The sequence below is a fragment of the Micromonospora sp. C41 genome (genome assembly GCF_018070485.1).
GTDB classification, from domain to species: domain Bacteria; phylum Actinomycetota; class Actinomycetes; order Mycobacteriales; family Micromonosporaceae; genus Micromonospora; species Micromonospora chalcea.
In genome coordinates this window covers 24,684-48,254 of the sequence record NZ_JAGPXP010000039.1, presented here as the reverse complement: position 1 = coordinate 48,254, position 23,571 = coordinate 24,684, and the positions used below count along the sequence as shown (strand labels likewise).

Sequence of the window (23,571 nt, the reverse complement as noted above, 5' to 3'; positions counted from 1 at the left end):
GCCACCGCGCGTACGTCGTCGCGCTCGGCCGACCCGGCACGCGGGTCGGCCCCGGCGTCGGCAGCCGGGCCGGAAGCGGTGGCGAGCAGGCGGTCGGCGGCCTCGCGTACCCCCTGGTGGTTCCCGCCGAGCCGGGCCAGGCTCAGCTCCACGGCGGCGGCCAGCCGGCGGAACCGGTCGCGGCGCGGCGCGGGCAGGTCGTCGGCGTGGGCCAGCGCCCGCCGCAGCTGCCCGTCGGCGGCGGCCGGATCACCGGCGTACGCCCGCTCGGCGGCGGCGGCCAGCGCCAGCTCGGGATCCCGGCGGACCTGGTGCGCGGGCGGCTCCGGCGGGGCCGGCGCGGCGGCCGGCTCGTCCGGGGTCAGCTCGGGCCAGCGGCTGACCAGCAGCTCGGCGGCGGCGGTCCACTCACCGGCGGTCAGCGCGTGCCGTACCGCCTCGGCCGGCCGGTCATGGGCGGCGTACCAGTCCGCCGCCCGCCGGTGCAGCTCGCGCACCTCGTCGGCGGGCAGCCGGCCCAGTTCGTCCCGCAGCACGTCGGCCAGGAGCGGATGCGGCCGGTACCACTGCGGGTTGCCGCCGTCCTGGAGGAGGAAGCCGCCGTCCCGGGCCGCCTCGGCGAGCACCTGCCCGGCGTCGGCCCGCCCGGTCAGCGCGGCGGCCAGGTCGGCGCGGACCGCGACGGCCACCGCCACGCGGCGCAGGACGTCGCGGGTCGCCGGGCCCAGTGGGGCGAGCACCTCGTCCCGCAGGTACGCGGCGACGTCCGGCTGGTCACCGGCGAACCGGTCCACCGCGCGGGCCGGGTCGGTCCCGTCGGCCAGCGCGAGCGCGGCGAAGCGCAGCCCGGCCGGCCAGCCGGCGGTGCGCTCGGCCAGCCGGGGCACCGCCGGGGTGGGCACCGGCACACCGTGCGCGACCAGCAGGTCGGCGACCTCGTCGGTGGTGAACGCCAGCTCGTCCGGGCCGATCAGCGTCAGTTCGCCGGCCAGCCGCCAGCGGTGCAGCGCCAGCGGCGGCTCGCGCCGCGCGCCGGCCACCAGCCGCAGCCGCCCGTCGGTGTGCTGGAGCAGGAACTCCAGCCCGGACAGCGCCGCCGGGTCGGTGACCCGGTGCAGGTCGTCGAGGACCAGCAGCACCGGCCGTTCCCGTCCGGCCAGCGCGGCGGCCAGCGACTCCAGCTGTTCCGGCCGGGGCGGGCCGTCCGGCACCGGTGGCGGTGGTCCCTCGTCCGGGTCGTCGACGGCGGCCGTCCGCAGGGCCGCCGCCAGGTAGCCCCAGAGCCGCCGTGCCGTGTCGCCCTCACCCACTGTCACCCAGGCCGGCGCCGGGCCGTCCCGCTCCGCCCGCGCCCAGGTGGACAACACGGCCGTCTTGCCCCAGCCGGCCGGCGCGAGCAGGAGCGTCACCGGCCCGCTCGCGCCCCGCTCCACCCGCTCCACCAGCCGGGGCCGCAGCAGACCCGGCTCGGGTGGCGCCGGCGGCGTCAACCGGGACGCCAGCAGCGGCGGGCCGCCCGGCAGCGGACCACCGGCCAGGTCGGGCGAATCGATGCCGGCGGTACGCAGATCGGACGTACCGGTGATCTCGCTGGTGTCGTGCGGCGCGGCCACGAACCGGACCTGGTCGGCCTCCTCCGGCATGCATCCCTCCCCCTGTCGACGCGGGCAGCGGTTACCCGAACCGGGCCGGTTCACCCCTTCGGGGCGACCCCGGCTCACCCGCCCCTCGCCCACCCTGGAGGCACGCGGGCGGCCGGCCGGGCAGCGCCGGCCGCCCGAGGCCGGGACCTCGGGAGGTCAGGTGGCGCGGATCAGACGGCTGGCGGCGGGCGCGCTGGCGCTGGCGGCCGGCGGGGCGCGGAGGCTGGCCGATCGCCTGCCGCAGCGGGCCGCAACGGATCCACGGCCGGGGCGCTGGCAGAAGGTGACGGTGGCCGCCGAGCCCGAGCGGGTGCTCCCGGCCGGGCGGTGGCCCGAGCCGCTGCGCCGTCTCGACGGGGCGGTCGAGGTGTGGGCCCGCCCCGCGCCGGGCGGTCGCGGCACGGAGCTGGCGATCCGTCCGCTGGGCGGGGAGTGCACGTTGCCGGGGTTCGCCGCGCACCTGGTCGGTGACGACCCGGGCCGGTACCTGCGCCACGTGCTGCGGCAGACCAAGCAGCTCCTGGAGACCGGCGAGGTGCTGCGGGCGGACCGTTCGCCGCTGGAGCGGCCGGGACCGGTGCGATGAGGGCGCTGTGCTGGGCCGGGGCCGACGCGGTGGAGGTACGTCGCGTCCCGGACCCGGAGCTGCGCAACGCCCAGGACATGATCGTGCGGGTGCGGCGCAGCATCACCTGCGGCGCGGACCTGCCGCTCCTGGGCGGGCGGGTGCCCGAGGCGTCCGCCGGGGAGGTGCTCGGACGGGAGTTCCTCGGCGAGGTGGTCGAGGTCGGTACGGAGGTACGCCGGCACCGGGTCGCCGACCGGGTGGTGGTGGGCGCCGCGGTGGCCTGCGGGGCGTGCTGGTTCTGCCGGCAGGGGCTGCTCGCCTGCTGCGACAACGGCACGAGCGGCGTGACGGCCGAGCCGGAGTGGGGCCAGCCGTCAGCGGGCGGTTTCGGCCGGCCGGCCCGGCTGGGCGGGTTCGCCGGTGGCCACGCCGAGTTCGTCCGGGTGCCGTACGCGGACGTGGGCGCGTTCGCCGTACCGGAGTCGGTGAGCGACGACCGCGCGGTGTTCGCCGCCGACGCCGCGCCGGCCGGCTGGTACGGCGCGGAGCTGGGCGAGGTCGCCCCGGGCGACGTGGTGGCGGTGTGGGGCGCGGGCGCGGTCGGCCAGCTCACCGCCGGGGCGGCGGTGGCCCGGGGCGCGGACCGGGTGATCGTGGTCGACGACCGGGACGACCGGCTGAGCATGGTCGCCCGGCGCGCCGGGGTGGAGGCGCTCAACCACAGGTACGTGGACGTGCTCGCCGAGCTGCGGGAGCGCAGCGGCGGCCGGGGCCCGGACGTCTGCGTCGACGCCTCCGGGGTGCCGGCCGAGCCGAACCGGTGGCCGCTGACCGAGGCGGACGGCGGGGCGGCGCTGCGCGAGGCGGTGCACGCGTGCCGCAAGGGCGGCGTCGTGGTGGTGCTCGATGCCCGGCCCGGGGTGGTGGACCGGTTCCCGCTCGGCGCGCTCGCGGACAAGGGCCTCGCCGTCCGCGCGGCCCGGCGGCGGGGCGCGACGGCGATCCCGGAGCTGCTGGCCCGGATGGCCCGCGACGAGCTGGTCACCGAGCATCTGGCCACGCACCGGATGCCGCTGGAGCGCGGCGCCGACGGGTACGCGTTGTTCCGCGACCGGGCCGACGGCTGCGTCCGGGTGGTCTTCACGCCGTGAAGGTGAGCGCCGTGGATGGCACACTCGGCGGATGCGCGCAGACCGTCGGTACGACCTCGTCCTGTTCGGCGCCACCGGCTTCACCGGCGGGCTGACCGCCGAGTACCTGGCCCGGCACGCGCCGGAGCGGCTGCGCTGGGCGCTGGCCGGGCGTAACCCGGACAAGCTGGCCGCGGTGCGGGAGCGGCTCGCCGCGATCGACCCGGCCCTGGCCGAGCTGCCGCTGCTCACCGCCGACGTGACCGACCCGGCGTCGCTGCGCGCGGTGGCGGAGTGCGCCCGGGTGGTGGCCAGCACCGTCGGGCCGTACGTGCACCACGGCGAGCCGCTTGTGGCCGCGTGCGCCGCGGCCGGCACCGACTACCTCGACATCACCGGTGAGCCGGAGTTCGTGGACCGGATGTACGTGCGGCACCACGCCGAGGCGGTACGCACCGGGGCCCGCCTGGTGCACGCCTGCGGCTTCGACTCGATCCCGCACGACCTGGGCGTCTGGTACACGGTCAAGCAACTGCCCGCAGACGGGCCGATCGCCGTGGACGGGTACGTGCGGGCCGGTGGCCGGTTCTCCGCCGGCACGTACCACTCGGCGCTCACCGCGTTCTCCCGTACCGGTGAGACGAGCCGCGCGGCGCGGGCGCGGCGGGCGATGGAGCCGAAGCCCGACGGGCGCCGGGTCCGCGCGGTGCCGGGCAAGGTCGGCCGGGTACGCGAGTTCGGCCAGTGGGCGGTGCCCCTGCCCACCATCGACCCGCAGGTGGTCCGCCGGTCCGCGGCGGCCCGCCCGGAGTACGGCCCGGACTTCCGCTACCGGCACTTCGCCGCGCTGAAGCGGCTGCCCACGGTGCTCGTCGCAGGTGTCGGGCTGGCCGGTGTGATGGGGCTGGTGAAGGTGGCGCCGACGCGGCGCTGGCTGCTCGGGCGGCTCGCCTCCGGGCAGGGCCCGACGGCCGAGCAGCGGGCCAAGTCGTGGTTCCGGGTGCGGTTCGTGGGCACCGGTGGCGACCGCCGGGTGGTGACCGAGGTGGCCGGCGGCGACCCGGGCTACGACGAGACGGCCAAGATGCTCGCCGAGTCGGCGCTCTGCCTGGCCTTCGACGACCTGCCGGAGACCGCCGGGCAGGTCACGCCGGTCGCGGCGATGGGCGACGCGCTGCTGGACCGGCTGGTACGCGCGGGCATCACGTTCCGCACGCTGCCGGCGTGAGGTTGACCCTCGACCCGCTTGAGGTCACAGGATGACGGCCGTGGAGAGCGAGCTTCGCAGCATCGGCGAGCTGGCCCGGGCCAGTGGCCTGACGGTCAGCGCGCTGCGGTTCTACGACCGTTCCGGGGTGCTGGCCCCGGCCCGGGTGGACCCGGTGACCGGCTACCGCTGGTACACCGAGGAGCAGGTGGACCCGGCCCGGCTGGTGGCCGGGCTGCGGCGGGTCGGGATGCCGCTGGCCGGCATCGCCGAGGCGCTGCGGAACCGGCACCGGCCGGCCGAGGTGCACCGGCTGCTGGACGCGCACCTGCGCCGCCTGGAGGACGGCCTGGCCGACGCGCGTCGCGAGCTCTCCCGGATCCGTTGCCTGATCGACCCGGAGGAGCCCACAGTGACCACCCGCCTCGCGCTGGCCCGCACCGACCTGGCCGCCGCCGTGGACGCCGTACGCTTCGCCGTCGGCGCCGATCCCGAGCTGCCGGTCCTGTCCGGCGTGCTGCTGGAGGTCGCCCTCGACGGGGTGCACCTGTTCGCCACCGACCGGTTCCGGCTCGCCGTGGCCCGGGTCGCCGGCACCGTCGACGGCCCGCCGGTGAGCGTGCTGCTGCCGGTGGCCGCCGTCGACGAGCTGCGGGCGCTGCTGGACGCTGCCGGCTCGGTGTCGGGCCCCGACGGCTCGGACGTCGCCGAGGTCGTCGTCGCTCCCGGCCGGGTGACCGTCACGGTGGCGGGCCGGCCGCTGACCGCCGTACCGCTGCCGTACGACTTCCCGGACTACCGCCGGCTGCTGCGCGCGCAGCTCGGTGACGTACCCGCGTACCGGATCCCGGTCGACGGCGCGGCGCTGCGCGCGGCGCTCACCGCCGACGGCGTCCCGGTCTGCCACCGCGCGCACGAGGGCGTCGAGCACGAGGTGGTGGCGCTCGGCCTGGACGGCCGCGGCGAGTTGCGCCTTGTCGACCCGGCCGGCGCGGCCGGCGCTGACGCGCTTCGGGTTGGGGTGAACCGGGAGTACCTGCTGGACGCGCTGGGGTCCGGCGACGGCCAGCTCGTGCTGGAGCTGGACGGCCCGATCACTCCGCTGGCCGTGCGACGGACCGACGACGCGCACGCCTTCTCGGTCCTGATGCCGGTACGCCTCTGACGCTCAGCGCTCCCCGGCTTCCGCCACCCGGCCTCCGTCACCCGCCTCCGCCACCCGGCCTCAGCCAGGCCCCGGCGGAAGACGCCAGTGACTGTGCGTGATGCGAACGCTCCCCCGGGATGTTTGCCCTTCGCGGACTTTGCTCTGCAACCATCCGCGCGACGCTGACGCTGCGTCGAACGCCGCGTCGGTGGCTGCAGAGCAAAGTCGCCGAAGGGGCAAGCCCGCCCGAAGGCGGATCCGTCAGATTGACCAGGTCAGCACGCCGGCCAGCGGACGCGGGTCGGAGCGGGCACCAGCGCACCGTCACGGACTGTGAGTACACCCCTCCGACAGCACCACCGTCACGCGCCGTCACCGAAACGGGCCCTGCGGCGGCGGGCTGTGCGGGCCGGGCCGGGGCGACGGGGGCGCGACGGTAGCATCTGGAGGTCCCACCTGACTGCCTGGACGGAGGCGTACGAGCAGCATGCTCGACATGGAGTTGATCCGGAAGGATCGCGAGGCGGTGGCGACCGCGCTGGCGAAGCGTCTGGATCCTGCCGAGGTCACCCGGACGCTGGACGACATCCAGCGGCTCGACCAGGAACGACGCGCCCTGATCACGGAGATCGACGCCGAGCGGCAGCGCCGCAAGGCCGAGGCGCGGGCGTACGCGGAGGCGAAACGGTCCGGCGGCACGCCGCAGCCGGTCGCCCCGGAGGCCGAGCGCAAGCAGCTCGCGGAGCTGGAGTCCCAGCTCGACGAGGTGCAGTCCCGGCTCCGCGCGGTGATGAGCGAGCTGCCGAACCTGCCCGCCGACGACGTGGTCGCCGGGGGCAAGGAGGCCAACCGGGTGGTGCGGACGTTCGGCGAGGCGCCGGACATCGATAAGGTGCGCGACCACGTGGAGCTGAGCCGCGCGCTCGGCCTGGTCGACCACGAGCGGGGCGTGAAGCTCGGCGGCTCGGGCTTCTGGATGTACACCGGTCTGGGCGCCCGGCTGGAGTGGGCGCTGGTGAACTGGCTGATCGAGCAGAACATCCAGGCCGGCTACGAGTTCCTGCTCCCGCCGCACCTGCTGCTGGACAGCGCCGGCTACGCGGCCGGGCAGTTCCCGAAGTTCCACGACGACGTCTACCACATCGACAAGCAGTCGTCCTCGCGCGGCCAGTTCCTGCTGCCCACGGCGGAGACGGCGATCCTCGGCGCGTACCAGGACGAGATCCTGGAGACGCCGAAGCTGCCGCTGAAGGCGTTCGCGTACACGCCGTGCTACCGGCGCGAGGCGGCCGGGTCGCACTCCGACGAGCGCGGCACTGTGCGCGGCCACCAGTTCAACAAGGTGGAGATCTTCCAGTTCACGCTGCCGGAGCAGGCGGGCGCGGCGCTGGAGGCGATGGTCGGGCACGTCGAGGGCCTGGTCGGCAAGCTGGGTCTGCACTTCCAGACCAGCCTGCTGGCCGCCGGTGACGCCAGCGCCTCGATGAAGAAGACGCTCGACGTCGAGGTGTGGATGCCGAGCACCGGCAAGTACAAGGAGGTGTCGTCGGTCTCCTGGGCCGGTGACTACCAGGCGCGCCGGGCGGCGATCCGCTACCGCGAGCCGGGCGCGAAGCAGACCCGTTTCGTGCACACGCTCAACGGCTCGGCGCTGGCCACCAGCCGCCTGTTCCCGGCCATCCTGGAGCAGCACCAGCAGCCCGACGGCTCGGTGGTGGTCCCGGAGGTCCTGCGCGACAAGCTCGGCACCGACCGCCTCACCCCGCGCTGACCCGCTCCCCCGCCGCCGCCGCCCCCGTTCCCGCGATCTTGCACTTCCGGCCCGCGAGAAGTCCGCTTCACCCCTTCCGCCCGGGCCCCAACCGCAAGATCGCGGGAAAGGGGGCGGGGGCGGGTGAGGAGCACGGCGGCCAGGAGCAGGGCCGCGAGGACCGCGGGGCCCAGAGTGTCGACGGCGTTCACCAGGGTCTGCTGGACCTCGGCGGCGGCGCGGATCACCGGGTCGGTGAAGGCGTCGTACCGGCCCTGGGCGAGGCGCACCTCGTACCAGCCGTACCAGGCGACGTAGCCGCCCGCGACCACGAGCACCAGGCCGCTCAGACGCGGCGCCCAGGCGCCCGCGCCGCGTAGTCGCGCCACGACCCGGCCGCGCAGCAGCGCCACGGCGAGCGCGGCCACCCCGACCACGAGCGCCATGCCCAGCGCGTACGCGCCGAACAGCGCCAGCCCGCGCAGCGGCGACCCGGCCCGCATGCTGGTCACCACGATCGCCAGGAACGGCGCTATCGCGCAGCTCAGCGACGTGAGCGCGTACGCCGCGCCGAACAGCACCATGGACGGCCAGGTGCGGGTGAGCCGGGGCGCGACGCGCAGCGGGCGCGGGGCGGGCAGCCGACGGCCGGCGAGCAGCCAGCACCCGGCCAGCGCCAGCAGCACGCCGAGCGTCACCGTCAGCCACGGCAGCCGAGGGCGCAACCAGTCGGCGGCCGGTGCCACGGCCAGCCCGAACGCGCCGAACACCAGCACGTACCCGAGGGTGAGCGCGGCCGTCGCGGTGAGCGCGCGGCCGACCGCGCCGCGCCCGCCGTCGGGCCCGGCGACGAGCAGTGACAGGTACGCGGGCAGCATCGCGAAGCCGCACGGGTTGACCGCGCCGAGCATGCCGGCGGTCAGGGCGAGCAGCAGCGCGCCGGTCATCCCCGGGCCAGCGTATCGACCTGCCGGGTGAGCGCCTCACCGTCCAGGAATCCCTGGTGGACGACCCGGCCGGTCCGGTCCAGGACGACGAACGTGCTCTGCTCGGTCACCTTGAAACGGCGCCACAGCGCGCCGTTGCGGTCGTCGATCTGGGTCGTGCCGCCCAGGTCGAACTCGGTGACGAAGTCCTTCATCGCCTTCTGCTCGCCGAGCCCGGCGACGCCGACGATCGGGACCGTGTCCCGGTAGGCGGGGGCGATCTCGGCGACCGTCCACGCCTGGCTGGCGCAGGTGGCGCACCAGGGCGCCCAGAACCAGAGCAGCACCGGCCGCCCGGCCAGGGCGGCGGCGGAGAACGCCGTACCGTCGAGGGTCTTGCCGGTGAACGCCAGCGTGGCCGGCACCGCGGCCGGTGGCGCGGACGTCGGCCCGCCCGGCGTCGCGGCGGGGGACGCGACGTCCGGGGGCGCGGCGGCGGGGGCCGCGGGTGCCACCGCCCCGGCCTCGGGCCCGGCCGCGCAGCCGGTGGCGAGCGTGGCGGCGAGTACGACGGCGGCGGTCACACGAACGGCGGTACGCATCGGCGGCTCCTGGGTTCTACTCGGCCCGGACCAGGCGAAGCGCGAGTTCGGGACAGACCTTTACCGCCTTGAGCGCGCCTTCGCGCAGCCACGTCGGCACCGGGGTGGGCGGGAACGCCGGGTAGCCGTTGCCGTCGAGCCGGATGAAGTCCGGCACCACGTGCGCGCAGAGCCCGTGGCCGTCGCAGCGGGACCAGTCGAGCGTGAGTTTCTGCGGGTTGGCGTCGGGCGCGCCGGGCAGGCCCATCATGCCCTTGACCCGCTTGCCGCAGCCCTCGCCGGTGGCGTGCAGCCGCAGGTCGTCGGCGAACACCTCCATGGCGGACAGCGCGAACCGGGCGGTGCCGTCCGGGTGGCTGCACGCGCCGCGTCCCTTGACGTCCCCGGCCGCGGCGCGGACCAGCTCGACCGGGGCGCTGCCGGAGACCGCGAGGTCGACCGAGCGGGCCAGGTCGGGCAGGCCCATCTTGCACGGGCCGCACTGCCCGGCGGACTCACCGGCCAGGTACCGCACGACCTGGGCGGCCTCGCCGAGCGGGCAGGTGTCGGCGCCGAGCGGCACGATGATGCCGGCGCCGAGCGTGCCGCCGACGGCGGTGAGCCCCTTGCGGGACACCTCGGCCCGGTCCGCCGCCGCCGCGGTGATCCACTTGCCGTGGTAGCCGCCCATCAGGATGCCGGGGCCGGGCGGGACCTCGCACAGGTCGAGGATCTCGCGCAGCGGGGTGCCCGCGGCGCACTCCACCACGGCGGGCCGCTTCGCCGACCCGGTGACGGTGAGCAGCACGGTGCCGGGCTCGTCGTCGGTGCCGAGCGCGGCGTACTCGTACGGGCCGATCCGGGCGGCGACGGCGAGCTGGGAGTACGTCTCGGCGTTCGACAGCAGGGTGGGCAGCCCGCCGACGCCGGAGTCGCTGGAGCGCTTCTTGGTGCCGGGCGGGATGTGCGGCAGGCCGTTGATGCCGTTGACGAGCGCGCCGCCCTCGCCGGAGATGAACCGGTGCGGCACCGTGACGATCGTGGTGGGCACCGGCATCCGGCGTTCCTTCAGCGCCTCGGCCAGCGAGGGCCGGCCCACGTCGTCGTCGGCGACGCCGATGACGATCTCCTCCGCGTCCAGCGCGAACGCGGCCAGCGCGGCGCCGTCCAGGATCAGGTGCGGGGCGCGGGTGAGCAGCACCTTGTCCTTCCAGCTCGCCGGTTCCCCCTCGGTGGCGTTGACGACGACCACGGCGGAGAGGTCCTGCCGCTCGCAGGACTCCAGCACCGCGCGCAGCTTGCGGGCGAACGGGAAGCCCGCGCCGCCCTTGCCCTTGAGGTCGATGGCTTCGGCGAGCCGCAGCAGCGCCGCCGGTTCCATCGGGCCGATCGGGCCGTGCACCTCCTCGTGGGCGAGCAGGTCGAGCCGGCCGAACTCGGCGAACCCGGCGGTCAGGCGGGGCTCGCCGACGCAGGCGACCGGTGGGACCGTGGTCTGCCGCGTCACCGGGCCTCACCCCGCAGCCCGGCCCAGTACGCCCCGTCGACCGCGTCCGCGTCGGCCCGCTTGCGACGGCCGGACCGGCTGTCCTTGCCGGCCCGCATGGCGCGACGGGAGGCGAGGTCGACGAGCGTCGGGGTGTCGTCCACGAACGCCTCGTCGGCGTCGTAGCGGGCCGGCGGGCGCCAGTAGTCCGGCTCCTCCGGCACGTCCTCCTCGTCCCGGTAGCGCCGGCCGGATCCGCTGAGCGGCTGCGCCGACATCGGGCTGCCGGAGATCGGCCCGGCCGAGATCGGCTCACCGGAGACCGGGCGGGTCTCCCAGCGGCGCGGGCTGTCCCACGGCTCCTCCGGCTCGCTGCCGGCACGCGGCGGCGCGGAGTAGCGGGCCACCTCGGCCGGGGTGGCGTACCGGCTGCTGTCCGGCGGGGCGGAGTGGCGGCCCCCGGTGTCCGGGGGCGCGGAGTGGCGGCCACCGCTCTCCGGCGGGGCCGAGTAGCGGGCGGCGACGTCCTCGTCGGCCCGGGAGCGGCGACCGACCCGTTCCTCGTCGGTCCGGGACCGGCGGCTCACCCGCTCCTCGTCGGTGCGGGACCGGCGGCCCGCCGGCTCCTCCTCGGACCGGCGACGACGGCGGGAGCGTTCACTGTCGGACCGGCGTGCCGGCACCAGTTCCTCGTCCCGGTCGAAGAGGACCGGCTCGCGCTCCTCCTCGCGTACCCGGGTGGCGACCCGCTCCTCGTCGCGGCGGCGGGCGGACGCGCGGACCGGTTCGCGCAGCGACCCGGGTTCCGGCACCACGGGTACGGCGAACCGCTCGGGGTCGCGCCGCCGGGCGGTGCCGGCCGGCGCGGTCCAGGTGGCGGTGGCCTCGGCCCAGCGGCCCCGGCCGGCGCCGCTGTCCTCCTTCGCGGTGTCCTTCTTGCGGGTGAGCACGGCGAACACGCCGGTCCGCTCCTCGGCCTTGCCGGCCATGGCCTTGTTGAGCGCGGCGGCCTGGTGCTGTTCCCGGCTGCGCTTACCCAGGTGGACGGAGAGCCGCACCATCAGCGCCAGCACCACGGCCAGCACGCAGGCGAGGTAGCTGAGCAGCACCCAGGTCGCCGCGGGACGGCCGGCGTTGAGGCCGTGCACCAGCGCGAACGGCCAGGACACGTAGGCCATCGAGTGCAGCGCCCGCCAGAACCACTTGGGGCCGACGCCGGCGAACCGGACCCGGACGATTCCGGTCCAGAGCACGCCCACCATCAGCAGCGCGGCGACGGTGCCGAGTCCGACGTAGAGGCCGGCGCCGCCGATGAACGGCACCACCGCGTCGGTGGGACCGGCCCGGCCGATGGCCACCTTGGTGATGACGTGGAAGACCAGTCCGGCCACGCCGAGCACGCCGGTGGCGCGGTGCGCGGACTGGAGCAGCACGCGGTGCCGGATGAGCAGCACCAGGCGGTCGGTGGCGAGCAGGCCCAGCATGACGGTGATGCTGAGCGCGACCAGGGCGACCACCCCGGCGAAGAACTCGGTGAAGAAGAATCCGTACGAGTACATGAGCCCGCCGGCGCCGGCCAGCTCCACTCCGGCCCACGCGAGGCCGAGTGCGGAAGCGGTCAGCGCCGCGATCGCGGACTTCGACATGGTCCGGGCACCACGGCTGCTGGTGGTGGTCCGGACGGTCGTCGTCTTCTCGTTCTGCTGTGCCCGGGCCATCTGCTCCTCGATCGTCTCGCGGCGGCGCCCCCACCGGCCGACCCTGCTCCCCACTCAGGTACGGAGCGACGGCGCGGACGGATCACCTCCGGTGGCGAATTTCTCGGCCGGTTTTTCGAACCGTCCGGTCCGGACGCGCGTGTAGCGCCTGACGCAACGACGAATGCCCATACGTTGACAGTCCTTGCAACATTCTCGTAACCTTGCCGCAAAATTTCAGCGCGGGCTGCAAGAAGCCAGCACTGAGACAGGCTCCACTCCCCCGCATCCCCCGCACCCCCGCAGGAGTCCTGATGCATCGACGCCGATTCCGCGCCGCGGCGCTCGCCCTGGGCCTGGCCGCCAGCCTGCTCGTCCCGATCACGGCGGCGGCTCCCCCGGCCACCGCCGCCACCCCGGGCGCCAAGAAGGTCATCGTCCAGCTCTTCGAGTGGAACTGGACGTCGGTGGCCGCCGAGTGCACCAGCACGCTGGGCCCGAAGGGCTACGGCTACGTGCAGGTGTCCCCGCCCCAGGAGCACGTCAACAGCAACCAGTGGTGGGTGTCGTACCAGCCGGTCAGCTACCGGATCGAGTCCCGCAAGGGCACGCGCGCGCAGTTCCAGTCCATGGTGAACACGTGCCACGCGGCGGGCGTGAAGGTGATCGTCGACGCCGTGGTCAACCACATGTCCGGCCAGGAGAACGGCGGCACCGGCTGGGCCGGCTCGTCGTACGGCCACTACAACTATCCCGGCATCTACTCGGCGCAGGACTTCCACTACTGCGGGCGCAACGGCAACAACGACATCGCCAACTACAACGACCGGTACGAGGTGCAGAACTGCGAGCTGGTCAACCTCGCCGACCTCAAGACCGAGTCGGAGTACGTGCGCGGCCGGCTCGCCGCGTACCTCAACGACCTGCTCTCCCTCGGCGTCGACGGTTTCCGCCTGGACGGCAGCAAGCACATGCCGGCCGCCGACATCGCCGCGATCAAGGCCAAGCTGAACCGCAGCGCGTACCTGGTGCAGGAGGTCATCTACGGCGCGGGCGAGCCGATCCAGCCGACCGAGTACACCGGCAACGGTGACGTGCACGAGTTCCGGTACGGCAAGGACCTGGCCCGGATGTTCAACAACGAGCGGCTGGCGTACCTGAAGAACTTCGGTGAGTCCTGGGGCTACCTGTCGAGCGCGAAGGCGGTGGTCTTCACCGACAACCACGACACCCAGCGCGAGGGCGGCGTGCTCACCTACCGCGACCGCGGCACGTACGCGCTGGCCAACGCGTTCATGCTGGCCTGGCCGTACGGCACCCCGGCGGTGATGTCGAGCTTCACCTACAGCGGCCGGGACCAGGGCCCGCCCGCCGACGGCAGCAACCGGATCACCAACGTCACCTGCTACTCGGGCTGGGAGTGCGAGCACCGCTGGCCGGTCATCGCCAACATGGTCGGCTTCCGCAACGCCACCGAGGGCGCGGGGGTCTCCAACTGGTACGACAACGGCTACCAGCACATCGCGTTCAGCCGTACCGGCAAGGGCTACCTGACGATCAACGACGAGGGCAGCGCGGTGAACGGCCGCTCGTACTACACCGGGTTGCCGGCCGGCCGCTACTGCGACGTCGTCCACGGCACGTTCAGCAACGGCTCGTGCAGCGGTCCGGTGATCACGGTGGACTCGTCCGGCTGGTTCGCCGCGAACGTCCCCGCGCACGACGCGATCGCCATCCACATCGGCGCGAAGCTCAGCTGAGCCACCCCGGGCCGCGAAGCCCCCGTACCCGTAGTACCGGGTACGGGGGCTTCCGGTCGGTTACAGTCAGTTTCGTGCTGTTCGACCGGTTTGCCGCGCGCCGACCTCCCGGCTGGCTGATCGCCGCGCTCGCCGTACCGCTGCTGCTCGTCACCGCGCTGCTGGTCGGCCGCGCGCTCACCGTCACGCCCGCGCGCCCGTCAACGCCGGTCGTCGCCGCGCCCACGAGCACGACCGCCGCGCCGAGCCCGTCGCCGTACGAGTCGGTGCCGCCCGCCGCGCGCCCGCCGGACGACCTGCCGGTGATCACCTACGACCCGGCGCCGCGCGGCTTCCCGCCCGACCCGGATCCGGCCGACACCCGCCAGCTCGGCGAAGGGCTGCGCCCGAACCGCAACGTGGCCGCGTACGACGCGCCGGGCGGCCGGCCACTGGCCTTCCTCGCGCCGACCATCAACGGCGTACGGCTCACCGTGCCGATCGTCGAACGCCGCTCCGGCTGGACCGCCGTGCTGCTCCCGTCGGCCAACCGCACCATCGCCTGGCTGCCCTCGGGCGGCTGGACCACGGTGGCGCTGCGCGACCAGATCGTGGTGGAACGGCGCACCCACCGCCTCACCTGGAGCCGGGACGGGCGCGCGATGCGCACCTGGCCGGTCAGCCTCGGCATGTCCGGGCAGCTCACCCCGCTGGGCCGCACGTTCGTGCTGGGCCGCACCCCGCCCCCGGAGGCCGTCTACGGCGGCGTCGACATATTCGCCCTCGGCGCGATCCCGGACGACCCGGGTGCGGTGCCGACCGGGCTGCGCGGCGCCCACATCGGACTGCACAGCTGGTACAACGACGACACGCTCGGCAAGAACGTCACGAACGGCTGCATCCGGCTGACCCGCAGCGCCCAGCGCCTGCTGCTGACCGAGGTCGAGCCGGGCACCGCCTTCGTCGTGGTGGACCGCCTGCCCTGACCGGGCTCAGCCCAGCAGCCAGCCGTTGGCCTCGGCCACCCGCACCGCGTCGGCCCGGTTGCGGGCGCCGGTCTTGCCGATGGCTGCGGAAAGATGATTGCGTACGGTCCCCTCGGACAGGTGCAACGTCGCCGCCAGCTCCGCCACCGTGCCGCCGCCGCGCGCCGTACGCAGCACCTCGGTCTCCCGCTCGGTGAGCGGGCTCGGCCCGGTGGCGAGCGTCTCGGCGGCGAGCGCCGGGTCGACCACCCGCAGCCCGGCGTGCACCCGGCGGACCGCGTCGGCGAGCTGCCGGGCCGGGGTGTCCTTGACCACGAAGCCGTTCGCGCCCGCCTCCATCGCCCGGCGCAGGTAGCCGGGCCGCCCGAACGTGGTCACCACGAGCACCCGGCAGGACGGCAGCGCGGCCCGCAGCGCGGCGGTCGCGGCCACCCCGTCCAGGCCCGGCATCTCCACGTCGAGCAGCGCCACGTCCGGGCCGGCGCGCAGCGCCTCCGGCACCACCTCGTCGCCGCGGCTCACCTCGGCCACCACAGTCAGGTCCGGCTCCAGCGACAGCAGCGCTGCGAGCGCGCCCCGGACCAGCGCCTGGTCGTCGGCGAGCAGCAGCCTGATCGGCTCGGTCACGGGCGCGTCCCTCCGTCCGGATCCGCTGCGGGCACCGTCACCCGGAGCAGGAAGCCACGCCCGTCGTCCGGCCGCGCCACCGTCACCGTCGCGTCCAGCCGCCGGGCCCGCTCCCGCAGCCCGGCCAGCCCGTGCCCGGCCGGGCCATGCTGGTCCGCCGGGCCCCGGCCGTCGTCGCGTACCTCCACCGCCGACGGTTCCACCCGGATGAGGCAGTGGCGGGCGCCGCTGTGCCGCACCACGTTCGTCACCCCCTCGCGGACCGCCCAGCCGAACAGCTCGTCGCGGTCCGCCGGCAGCGGCGGCACCGACTCCGGCAGCTCCGCGACGACGCCCGCGGCGGTCAGCGCCGACCGCGCGCCGGCCAGCTCGGAGGCCAGATCCACCCCGCGGTACGCCCCGACGGTGCTCCGCACGTCCGCCAGCGCCTCCCGGGCCAGCCGCTCGATGTCGGCGACCTCGGTGGCGGCGCGGGCCGGGTCCAGCTCCAGCAGCCGGCCGGCCAGCTCGGCCTTGACCGCCACCACGGTGAGCGAGTGCCCGAGGATGTCGTGCAGGTCCCGGGCGGCGCGGGCGCGTTCCTCGGCCACCGCCAGCCGGCGGATCTCCTGCTGTGCGGCCTGGAGTTCGCCGTTGCGCTGGGCCAGCCGGCTCACCCCGAACATCGCGAACGAGGCGAGCAGCACCGCGAAGACGAGCGTGCTCTCGTGCTCCCAGCCGGGCACCAGACGCGCGGTCACCGGCGGCGCCGCCGCGGCCAGCACCACCACGACCAGCGCCTCTGCCGACGGCAGCAGGAACACCGCGGCTGCCCCGACGAAGACCAGTGTGGTCAGCCAGTCGCCGCCGGTGCCGGGGATCCCGGCCAGCCCGAGCGCGAGCAGCACGGCGATCAGCAGCCGGGCCCGGCCGGGCGGCACCGGTCGATGGCGCTGCCGTCGGCCCCGGGCCCATTCGAAGATCAGCACGTACGCCACGGCGAACGCGACGAGCGCGCCGATCCCGACCAGCCGCCGCCACAGTTGCGGCTGGTGCAGTGCGGTGCCGAGCGGGATGTTGAGGAAGAACAGCCAGACCGCCGCCAGCAGCCAGCCGGTGAACCGCCAGTGGCGGTTCACCGGCCGGGCCGGACCGGGCGGCGACGTCACGCCGACCACGCTAGACCCCGCTCAGACACGGGTGGTGTCCCGGCGGAACAGCCGGGCCGCGCCGAGGCCGAAGAACACGGTCCAGGCGGTCACGTTCGCCACCGCCGCCCAGTCCACCCCGGTGCCGGTCAGCGGCGCGCGGGCGAGCTGACCGACCCCGTACACCGGGGTGAACTTGGCGATCTGCCGCATCACGTCGGGCAGCAGCTCCAGCGGGACGAACAGGCCGCCCAGCATGGCCAGGATCGCCAGCGCCGGACCCATGAACTGCATGACGTTCTCGGCCGGGGCGAGGTAGCCGACGAACAGCCCGAGCGCGGCGAACACGAGCGCGCCGACCCAGGCGGTCAGGCCGGACTCGACCCAGACGTGGGCCGGCAGCCGGACTCCGGAGGCCGCGCCGACGGCGAACTCCACGAGTACGCCGAGCAGGCCGAGCACCATCGCGGTGGCCACCTTCGTCGCCACGTACGCGGCGGGGCGCAGCGGAGTGAGCCGCAGTTGCCGGCTCCAGCCCAGCGCGCGTTCGGTGGCGACGGCCGCGCCGGCGCTGGTGGTGGCGACCATGGCCGCGTACACGGCCAGGCTGATCATGATCCAGCCGGTGACCGGCAGCCCGTTGTCCAGCTTCTCCCCGCGCGTGGGCAGCCCGAACAGCAGGAAGAACACCGCCGGCATGACCAGGATGAACAGCAGCGTACGGCGGTTGCGCAGCACCCGGCGTATCTCGATGGCGAGCACCGGCGCGCAGAACCCGCCGAGCATTGGCGGCCGGCGGTCGACGGCGCGGGCGGTGGTGGACGAGGTCGTGGCGGTCATGGCGAGGCTCCCCGGTTCAGGCGGTCAGGGTGAGGAAGGCGTCCTCGAGGTTGCGTGAGGTGATCTCCAGGTCCCGGGCGTCCGTGCGGGTCAGCAGGTGCCGGGCGACCACATCGGAGTCCCCGGTGTGCACGAGGACCGCGTCGCCGCGTACCTCGACCGAGCGGACGCCCGGCAGCGCGGCGAGCGCGGCCTGGTCGGCGCCGGGCAGCGTCGCCCGCACCACCCGCCCGGCGGCAAGGTTCTTGATCTCGGCGGTGGTGCCGTCGGCGACCACGCGGCCCTGGCGGATCAGCACGATCCGGTCCGCGTACGCGTCGGCCTCGTCCAGGTAGTGGGTGGCGAACAGGACGGTCCGGCCGGAGCGGGCGTCGGCCCGGATCGCCTGCCAGAAGTCGCGCCGGCCCTCGACGTCCATGCCGGTGGTCGGCTCGTCCAGCACCATCAGGTCCGGGTCGGGCAGCAGCGCGAGCGCGAACCGCAGGCGCTGCTGCTGACCGCCCGAGCACTTGCCCACCGCCCGGTCGGCGATCCCGGCGATGCCGGCGCGCTCCAGCACCTCCGCCACCGGCCGGGTGTGGCCGTAGAAGTGCGCGGTCATCCGTACCGTCTCGGCGACGGTGAGGTCCTTGAGCAGGCCACCGGTCTGCATCACGGCGGCGACCCGGCCGTGCCGGACGGCGTCGGCCGGCTCGCCGCCGAAGAGGCGGACCGTGCCGGCGTCCGGGCGGGCCAGCTCGAGCAGCATGTCGACTGTGGTGGTCTTGCCGGCGCCGTTGGGGCCGAGGAACGCCACCACCTCACCGGGGGCGATCCGCAGGTCGAGCCCGTCGACGGCGGTCACCGGGCCGAAGGTCTTGGTGAGTCCGGCCAGGTCCACGGCCGGTGCGGAATCGGTCATGTCCCGATGCTCCGGCGTGCGGTGTCCGGTTCCCCGGAGCGGCAGTCACCTTCCGGCCGTGACATTTGTCAGGCGGTCACACCGCCGACGCGGGACGCTCTGGGGCCGATCAGGCCGTCGCGCCGCCGTCGATCGCGATCGACGCGCCGGTGATGTGCCGTCCGCCGGGGCCTACCAGGTGACTGACAGTCGCCGCCACGTCGTCCGGGGTCGCGTACCGGCCGAGGGCGATGTGCGACCGCTGCCCGTCCGCGCCGGCGCTGTCCGCCGGGTTCATGTCGGTGTCGGTCGAGCCGGGCAGGATCAGGTTGACGGTGATCCCACGCGGACCGAGTTCGCGGGCGAGCGCCCGGGTCAGCCCGTTCACGGCGCTCTTGGTCATCGCGTACGCGCTCACCCCCGGTGCCGGGACGCGGCTGGCGAAGCTGCTGCCAATGTTGACGATCCGCCCACCCGCGCCCATGTGGCGTACCGCCGCCTGGGTGGCGAGGTAGACCCCGCGCACGTTCACCGCGATCGCCCGGTCCAGGGCGTCGAGGCTGACCGACTCGATCGGCCCACCCGCGAACACGCCGGCGTTGTTGACCAGGATGTCCAGCCGCCCCAACTCGGCGACGGTCCGGTCCACGGCGCCGATCACGGCCGTCGCGTCGGCGCTGTCCGCGTTGATCGCCAGGCCGGTCCGCCCGTACGCCTCGATCTCGGCCACCACGGACTTCGCGCTGTCCTGCGCGGTGCGGTAGGTGAACGCGACGTGGATGCCGTCCTCGGCCAGCCGGCGCGCGACGGCGGCGCCGATACCCCGGCTCCCGCCCGTCACCAGGGCGACCCTGTCGGCAAGTCTGACCGTCATGTCGTCATCCTGACAGTCGACTCAGGACGCTGATCATCCGGGTCAGCCGTCAATTCCTGTCCGGCCGGTCAGGCAGGATTGCCGGCGCCCAGTCCGGGTACGCGCGGGCCGTCCAGCGGCGAAACGGGGAGGCGGACATGAGCGCACCGACGGGACGGGTCGACACGATCGTGCTCATCCACGGGCTCTGGATGACCTCGCGGAGCTGGGAGCACTGGGCGCAGCGGTACGCCGCGCGCGGCTTCCAGGTGCTCACGCCCGCCTGGCCCGGGATGGACCGCGAGGTGGAGGAGCTGCGGGCCGACCCGGCCCCGATCGCCGCGCAGCGCATCGCCGACATCACCGACCACTACGCGGCGATCGTCAAGGGCCTGCCGCGCCCGCCGATCATCATGGGCCACTCGTTCGGCGGCCTGATCGCCCAGTTGCTGGCGGACCGCCGCCTCGGCGCCGCGGTGGTCGCCGTGCACCCCGCGCCGGTACGGGGTGTGCTCAAGCTGCCGCCCAGCACGCTGCGGTCCGGATATTCGATCCTGCACAACCCGGCCAACCGGCACCGCGCCGTGCCGTTCACGCCGGAGGACTTCCGGTACGCCTTCGGCAACACCATCAGCCAGCAGGAGTCCGACGCCGCCTGGGAGCGGTACGCCGTACCGGGCGCTGGGCACGTGCTGTTCGAGGCCGCGTTCGCCAACCTGGACCCGAACTCCGCCACCGAGATCGACAAGAAGCGCAGCGACCGCGCCCCGCTGCTGATCACCGCGGGCGGCGAGGACCACGTGGTGCCCGCAACCTTGGCCAGCTCGATCGCCAACCTCTACCGGAGTTCGACGGCGCTCACCGGCTACCGGGAGTTCCCCGGCCGGTCGCACTTCGTCGGCGGCGAACCGGGCTGGGAGGAGGAGGCGGACTACGCGCTGGAGTGGGCGGTCGAGGCGGCGAACGAGTATTCCCCGACAGTGGTCGCCGAGGCCCCGCGACGGCGTTGACCCACGGAGATATCAAGATCAGCGAAAATTGATATCATCACCTCGTTCGAGTGCTCGGACGAGGAGGCGCACGTGTCCCGGACCATCCTTGACGTCGACGACGACCTCCTGGCCGAGGCCGCCGAGATCCTCGGTACCGGCACCAAGAAGGCCACCGTCAACGCCGCGCTGCAGGAAGTGGTCAACCGGGAGAAGCGCCGGGAGTTCGCCGACTGGCTCAAGAGCGGCGGCCTGCCGGACCTCACCGACCCGCAGCAGGCGTCGAAGCCCGAAGCGGCATGACGCGGGAGCGCTACCTTCTCGACAAGTCGGCGCTCGCCAGGTGGCCGAAGCCCGCCGTGGCACCCGTCCTGGACGAGTTGTCCGAGCGCGGTCTGCTGGCGGTCTGCGGGGCGGTCGAGATCGAGGTGGTGCACAGCGCCCGCTCGGCCAAGGACGCGCAGCGCGCTCGATGGCTGCTTCGCGGCTTCGACTGGCTCGCCATGCCGGACGACATCTGGGATCGTGCGATCGACGTCCAGGTGCAGGCGCTGCACAAGGGCAACCACCGCGCGCTTTCGATGGCCGATCTGCTGATCGCCGCCACCGCCGAACGGCATGGCGTGACCGTTCTGCACTACGACGGCGACTTCGACCTGATCACCGCGATCACCGGCCAGCCGACGACGTGGGTCGTCCCGGCCGGAAAGGCCGACTGACCGACTACGGTCCTCATTCCCAGGAGTCGGAGATGTCGAGGACCTCGAGGTCGGGCGGGGCCGCCGCCGCTACCGTCCCGACGTCCCGTGTGACCAGGTAGCACCGGTAGAGCACGGCGGTGGCGATCGCGTGGGCCACGTCGAGCGGCACCTTGCGGCTCGCCGCGATCCGGGCCACCCGCCGGCTGGTCGGACCGTCGTATACCGCGATCCGGATGTCCCGGTCCGTGTCGAGGAGCAGGTCGAGCAGATCGGCGGCCGGAGTACCCGCTACCTGAAGCTGCGCCTGCCCCAGGCAGAGCGCCGGGATCCACACCTCCTGCTCGGGATCCTCCTGCGCGAGGGTCAGCAGCGCACCCGGCTCGACGCTGTCCCCAGCGGCGTACGCGAGCAGTGCGGACGTGTCCAGGACGAGCCCGTTCACGCGGCAGCCACCCCGTCACCGTCCCCGAACTGGCGTAGCCACTCCATGTTCCGATCGTGTTGCTCGTCGGTGATCGGCGGCTGTTGTGCCAGCCTCCGGCGAGCCCGCTCGACGTCCTCGTCGGTCACCACATAGCCGTGCTCAGCCCATCGGGCACGCAGACCGTCCGCTCGCATCTTCCGCCGGAGCACGTCGGCGATGAAGCCGGACGTCGTGCCCTGCGACCGCTCGACGTACTCGGCCACGTCGTCGGGCAGGCTGATCGTGATGCGCCGCGTCATACTCTCACCATAGCTCATGCATACTCCGCTTTCGGTGCGGCACGCGGTGCCGGTCGAGCGGGTGCTCATCGCGGCCGGAACCGCCGGGAGCACTCACCGTCGTGTCCGGGCCGGAGCAGACACCGCTGCCCGCCGGACAGCAACAGGTCGCAGAACACCCAGTGGCGGACGTTCTGGTCGTCCTCCGCCGAGACCGTGGTGCCGCCGGGCTCGGTCTGCGGCAGGACGTGCGACCAGTGCGCCACCACCCGGGCCAGCCGCTGAGCGGAGAGCAGGTCGTTGACGACGACCGGCAGGTGGATCACCCATCGCTCGGTCACCTGTCGCACCCCCGTTCGTTGCGGGCCCGGGCCTGCTCCGACTGCCAGCGACGCAGCGCGTTCTTGATCCGGTCGGTCTCCCGGCGGCTCTGCGCCAGCGCGTCGTAGACGACGGCCAGGTCACCGGCGACGCGGTCGAGGAACTCCCGCACCTCCTGCGGGTCGAGCCCGCGCCGGCCCAGCTGGGTCGTCCGGAAGCTCCGCTCACGGACCTGCCACGGACGCAGGGGCTGGTAGGTGGACGAGCGGTAGCAGGTCGATCCGAGGACCGACCGCCGACGACGCCGGACACGCCGGAGGAAGACGCGCATGACAGGACCTGCCTCTCACCGTCGAGATCGAACCGTGGAAGGGCGGGCCCACCGGCCCGCCGCGCACCGGCGGACCCACCCCGGCACCTGCCACCGCAGCCTTCGACCAGCAGTACGTCAGCAGGGCACAACGCGTGGCCCAGGTCGACACCCGATGACCCAGCCGATCCGGCCACTCACTCATCGTGCAGTGGACCGCACCCTTTGCGCAACTCCCGATTCGGGATGATGTCATTGCGAAGCTCGTCCGCTTCCGCCACACTGACCGGCATGACTGGAAGCCCGACCGTCCGACGTCGACGCCTGGCCGCTGCCCTCCGTCGCCTCCGTGAGCAGACCGGCATGACCGCCGACCAGGCCGCCAAGGAGGTGGGGATCTCGAAGTCGGCGATCAGCCGCATCGAGAACGCCCAGGTGTCCGTCATGCCGCCGGTCGCCCGTGGACTTCTTGAGCTGTACGGGGTGGAAGGCGACGAGGTGGACGCGCTCGTCCAGGTCGCCCGCGATGCCCGCAAGCGCGGCTGGTGGCAGGCGTACGACGACGTGCTGCCGGACTGGTTCGAGGTCTACGTCGGGCTGGAGGCCGAGGCGTCCGAGATCCGCGCGTTCGAGCCACAACTGATTCCGGGTCTACTCCAGACCGCCGACTACGCCCGCGCGATCATCCGCGCCGAGCACCCGGACGCCCCGACCGACGAGGTGGACCGGCGGGTGGAGTTGCGCATGCGGCGACAGGACACCGAGACTCCGCCGAAGCTCTGGGTGGTGCTGGACGAAGCCGCACTACGGCGGCCGGTCGGCGGCGCGGAGCTGTTCGCGGCGCAGTTGCGGCGACTGGCCGAGGAGGCCGACCGACCTGGCCGCACCATTCAGATCCTGACCTTCGGCGCGGGCGAGTACGGGTCGATGGGCAGTGCCTTCAGCGTGCTGACCTTCCCCGAGCCGGCCGATCCGGGGGTCGTCTACGTCGAGACCCGCGCGGGTAGCCTCTACCTCGAAGGCCAACAGGTCAGGGAGTACAGCCGCGTCTTCGAGCACCTGGTCGCCACGGCGGCCGGCGCCCGCGAGTCGCACGACCTGATCCTGGGGGCGATCGACGAGCTATGAGAGGACGGCGCGGGTGGAAGAGGCCAACCAGGCGGCGGTGACCTGGCGCAAGAGCACCCGCAGCAACGGCTCCGGAAACTGCGTCGAGGTCGCCGACAACCTGCCCGGCGTGGTCGGGCTACGCGACAGCAAGGACCCGCGAGGTCCTATCCTCGCCTTCGACCCGGCAGCCTGGTCGACCTTCGTCGCGGGCGTCAAGCACGAGACGTTCCGGAACTGAACGCGGCAGGCAT

General features: G+C 74.0%; 25 protein-coding genes and 1 pseudogene. 12 read left to right on the top strand and 14 right to left on the bottom strand.

Features of this window, described 5'->3' with window-relative positions:
• Nucleotides 1–1,643, bottom strand: a 1,643-nt coding sequence (locus KBX43_RS28190; protein ID WP_210888214.1) for an AAA family ATPase, incomplete at its 3' end; no start/stop codon positions are given.
• Nucleotides 1,644–1,803: 160 nt separating this feature from the next.
• Between KBX43_RS28190 and KBX43_RS28185 the strand changes: the two genes are divergently transcribed.
• The 5 genes from KBX43_RS28185 to serS all read left to right on the top strand — a co-directional run bounded on the left by KBX43_RS28185 (nucleotide 1,804) and on the right by serS (nucleotide 7,466).
• Nucleotides 1,804–2,229, top strand: coding sequence for a hypothetical protein (locus tag KBX43_RS28185; RefSeq protein ID WP_064448221.1), 426 nt, complete (start codon nucleotides 1,804–1,806; stop codon nucleotides 2,227–2,229).
• Nucleotides 2,226–3,362: an alcohol dehydrogenase catalytic domain-containing protein gene (locus tag KBX43_RS28180; RefSeq protein WP_210888210.1), complete on the top strand. Its 1,137-nt coding sequence runs from the start codon at nucleotides 2,226–2,228 to the stop codon at nucleotides 3,360–3,362. Before KBX43_RS28185 ends, KBX43_RS28180 begins: the two co-directional genes overlap by 4 nt.
• 31 nt (nucleotides 3,363–3,393) lie before the next feature.
• Nucleotides 3,394–4,569, top strand: coding sequence for a trans-acting enoyl reductase family protein (locus KBX43_RS28175; protein WP_210888207.1), 1,176 nt, complete (start codon nucleotides 3,394–3,396; stop codon nucleotides 4,567–4,569).
• A 31-nt stretch (nucleotides 4,570–4,600) separates the two neighbouring features.
• Nucleotides 4,601–5,713, top strand: coding sequence for a MerR family transcriptional regulator (locus tag KBX43_RS28170; RefSeq protein WP_210888204.1), 1,113 nt, complete (start codon nucleotides 4,601–4,603; stop codon nucleotides 5,711–5,713).
• Nucleotides 5,714–6,182: 469 nt separating this feature from the next.
• Nucleotides 6,183–7,466, top strand: a complete 1,284-nt coding sequence (serS, locus tag KBX43_RS28165) for a serine--tRNA ligase (RefSeq protein ID WP_210888202.1) — start codon at nucleotides 6,183–6,185, stop codon at nucleotides 7,464–7,466.
• A gap of 53 nt (nucleotides 7,467–7,519) precedes the next feature.
• Here the strand turns inward: serS and KBX43_RS28160 are convergent.
• From KBX43_RS28160 to KBX43_RS28145, 4 genes and pseudogenes are all read right to left on the bottom strand, one after another.
• Nucleotides 7,520–8,392: pseudogene (locus KBX43_RS28160) on the bottom strand (cytochrome c biogenesis CcdA family protein); the annotation flags it as partial.
• Nucleotides 8,389–8,973 (bottom strand): redoxin family protein, encoded by a 585-nt coding sequence (locus KBX43_RS28155; protein WP_210888199.1) that lies wholly within the window; start codon nucleotides 8,971–8,973, stop codon nucleotides 8,389–8,391. The pseudogene KBX43_RS28160 and the gene KBX43_RS28155, both read right to left, overlap by 4 nt.
• A gap of 16 nt (nucleotides 8,974–8,989) precedes the next feature.
• Nucleotides 8,990–10,459: an NADH-quinone oxidoreductase subunit NuoF family protein gene (locus tag KBX43_RS28150; RefSeq protein WP_064448215.1), complete on the bottom strand. Its 1,470-nt coding sequence runs from the start codon at nucleotides 10,457–10,459 to the stop codon at nucleotides 8,990–8,992.
• Nucleotides 10,456–12,210, bottom strand: coding sequence for a hypothetical protein (locus KBX43_RS28145; RefSeq protein ID WP_233607678.1), 1,755 nt, complete (start codon nucleotides 12,208–12,210; stop codon nucleotides 10,456–10,458). Before KBX43_RS28145 ends, KBX43_RS28150 begins: the two co-directional genes overlap by 4 nt.
• Nucleotides 12,211–12,449: 239 nt before the next feature.
• Between KBX43_RS28145 and KBX43_RS28140 the strand changes: the two genes are divergently transcribed.
• Both KBX43_RS28140 and KBX43_RS28135 read left to right on the top strand, forming a co-directional pair.
• On the top strand, nucleotides 12,450–13,895 hold the full coding sequence (locus KBX43_RS28140; protein WP_166456688.1) for an alpha-amylase family protein: 1,446 nt from the start codon (nucleotides 12,450–12,452) through the stop codon (nucleotides 13,893–13,895).
• Between the two features lie 74 nt (nucleotides 13,896–13,969).
• On the top strand, nucleotides 13,970–14,860 hold the full coding sequence (locus KBX43_RS28135) for a L,D-transpeptidase family protein (RefSeq protein WP_043329151.1): 891 nt from the start codon (nucleotides 13,970–13,972) through the stop codon (nucleotides 14,858–14,860).
• Nucleotides 14,861–14,866: 6 nt separating this feature from the next.
• Here KBX43_RS28135 and KBX43_RS28130 read toward each other — a convergent pair whose 3' ends face one another.
• The 5 genes from KBX43_RS28130 to KBX43_RS28110 form a co-directional block, all read right to left on the bottom strand.
• Nucleotides 14,867–15,487, bottom strand: coding sequence for a response regulator (locus tag KBX43_RS28130; protein ID WP_064448212.1), 621 nt, complete (start codon nucleotides 15,485–15,487; stop codon nucleotides 14,867–14,869).
• Complete coding sequence (locus KBX43_RS32175; RefSeq protein ID WP_210888196.1) at nucleotides 15,484–16,635, bottom strand: sensor histidine kinase; 1,152 nt, start codon at nucleotides 16,633–16,635, stop codon at nucleotides 15,484–15,486. The genes KBX43_RS28130 and KBX43_RS32175 overlap by 4 nt, the downstream gene beginning before the upstream one ends.
• Nucleotides 16,636–16,656: 21 nt before the next feature.
• Complete coding sequence (locus tag KBX43_RS28120; RefSeq protein ID WP_069088902.1) at nucleotides 16,657–17,454, bottom strand: ABC transporter permease; 798 nt, start codon at nucleotides 17,452–17,454, stop codon at nucleotides 16,657–16,659.
• 16 nt (nucleotides 17,455–17,470) lie between these two features.
• Nucleotides 17,471–18,355, bottom strand: a complete 885-nt coding sequence (locus KBX43_RS28115) for an ABC transporter ATP-binding protein (protein WP_210888191.1) — start codon at nucleotides 18,353–18,355, stop codon at nucleotides 17,471–17,473.
• A 109-nt stretch (nucleotides 18,356–18,464) separates the two neighbouring features.
• Complete coding sequence (locus tag KBX43_RS28110) at nucleotides 18,465–19,208, bottom strand: SDR family NAD(P)-dependent oxidoreductase (RefSeq protein ID WP_210888188.1); 744 nt, start codon at nucleotides 19,206–19,208, stop codon at nucleotides 18,465–18,467.
• A 137-nt stretch (nucleotides 19,209–19,345) separates the two neighbouring features.
• On the opposite strand from KBX43_RS28110, the gene KBX43_RS28105 reads away from it, so the two are divergent.
• The 3 genes from KBX43_RS28105 to KBX43_RS28095 all read left to right on the top strand — a co-directional run bounded on the left by KBX43_RS28105 (nucleotide 19,346) and on the right by KBX43_RS28095 (nucleotide 20,895).
• Nucleotides 19,346–20,197: an alpha/beta hydrolase gene (locus KBX43_RS28105; RefSeq protein ID WP_113972631.1), complete on the top strand. Its 852-nt coding sequence runs from the start codon at nucleotides 19,346–19,348 to the stop codon at nucleotides 20,195–20,197.
• A 72-nt stretch (nucleotides 20,198–20,269) separates the two neighbouring features.
• Nucleotides 20,270–20,479 (top strand): type II toxin-antitoxin system VapB family antitoxin, encoded by a 210-nt coding sequence (locus KBX43_RS28100; protein WP_043329142.1) that lies wholly within the window; start codon nucleotides 20,270–20,272, stop codon nucleotides 20,477–20,479.
• On the top strand, nucleotides 20,476–20,895 hold the full coding sequence (locus KBX43_RS28095) for a PIN domain nuclease (protein ID WP_064448209.1): 420 nt from the start codon (nucleotides 20,476–20,478) through the stop codon (nucleotides 20,893–20,895). Before KBX43_RS28100 ends, KBX43_RS28095 begins: the two co-directional genes overlap by 4 nt.
• A gap of 13 nt (nucleotides 20,896–20,908) precedes the next feature.
• Here the strand turns inward: KBX43_RS28095 and KBX43_RS28090 are convergent, their stop codons facing one another.
• The 4 genes from KBX43_RS28090 to KBX43_RS28075 all read right to left on the bottom strand — a co-directional run bounded on the left by KBX43_RS28090 (nucleotide 20,909) and on the right by KBX43_RS28075 (nucleotide 22,231).
• Complete coding sequence (locus KBX43_RS28090) at nucleotides 20,909–21,319, bottom strand: type II toxin-antitoxin system VapC family toxin (protein WP_043329139.1); 411 nt, start codon at nucleotides 21,317–21,319, stop codon at nucleotides 20,909–20,911.
• On the bottom strand, nucleotides 21,316–21,600 hold the full coding sequence (locus KBX43_RS28085; protein WP_210888185.1) for a hypothetical protein: 285 nt from the start codon (nucleotides 21,598–21,600) through the stop codon (nucleotides 21,316–21,318). The genes KBX43_RS28090 and KBX43_RS28085 overlap by 4 nt, the downstream gene beginning before the upstream one ends.
• A gap of 65 nt (nucleotides 21,601–21,665) precedes the next feature.
• Complete coding sequence (locus tag KBX43_RS28080) at nucleotides 21,666–21,920, bottom strand: hypothetical protein (RefSeq protein ID WP_043329135.1); 255 nt, start codon at nucleotides 21,918–21,920, stop codon at nucleotides 21,666–21,668.
• Nucleotides 21,917–22,231, bottom strand: coding sequence for a DivIVA domain-containing protein (locus KBX43_RS28075; RefSeq protein ID WP_210888181.1), 315 nt, complete (start codon nucleotides 22,229–22,231; stop codon nucleotides 21,917–21,919). Before KBX43_RS28075 ends, KBX43_RS28080 begins: the two co-directional genes overlap by 4 nt.
• A gap of 270 nt (nucleotides 22,232–22,501) precedes the next feature.
• Between KBX43_RS28075 and KBX43_RS28070 the strand changes: the two genes are divergently transcribed.
• Nucleotides 22,502–23,338 carry a helix-turn-helix transcriptional regulator gene (locus KBX43_RS28070; RefSeq protein WP_064448207.1) on the top strand — a complete coding sequence of 279 codons (837 nt, stop codon included), beginning with the start codon at nucleotides 22,502–22,504 and terminating at the stop codon, nucleotides 23,336–23,338.
• Nucleotides 23,339–23,351: 13 nt separating this feature from the next.
• Nucleotides 23,352–23,558 (top strand): DUF397 domain-containing protein, encoded by a 207-nt coding sequence (locus KBX43_RS28065; protein WP_064448206.1) that lies wholly within the window; start codon nucleotides 23,352–23,354, stop codon nucleotides 23,556–23,558.
• Nucleotides 23,559–23,571: the final 13 nt, after the last annotated feature.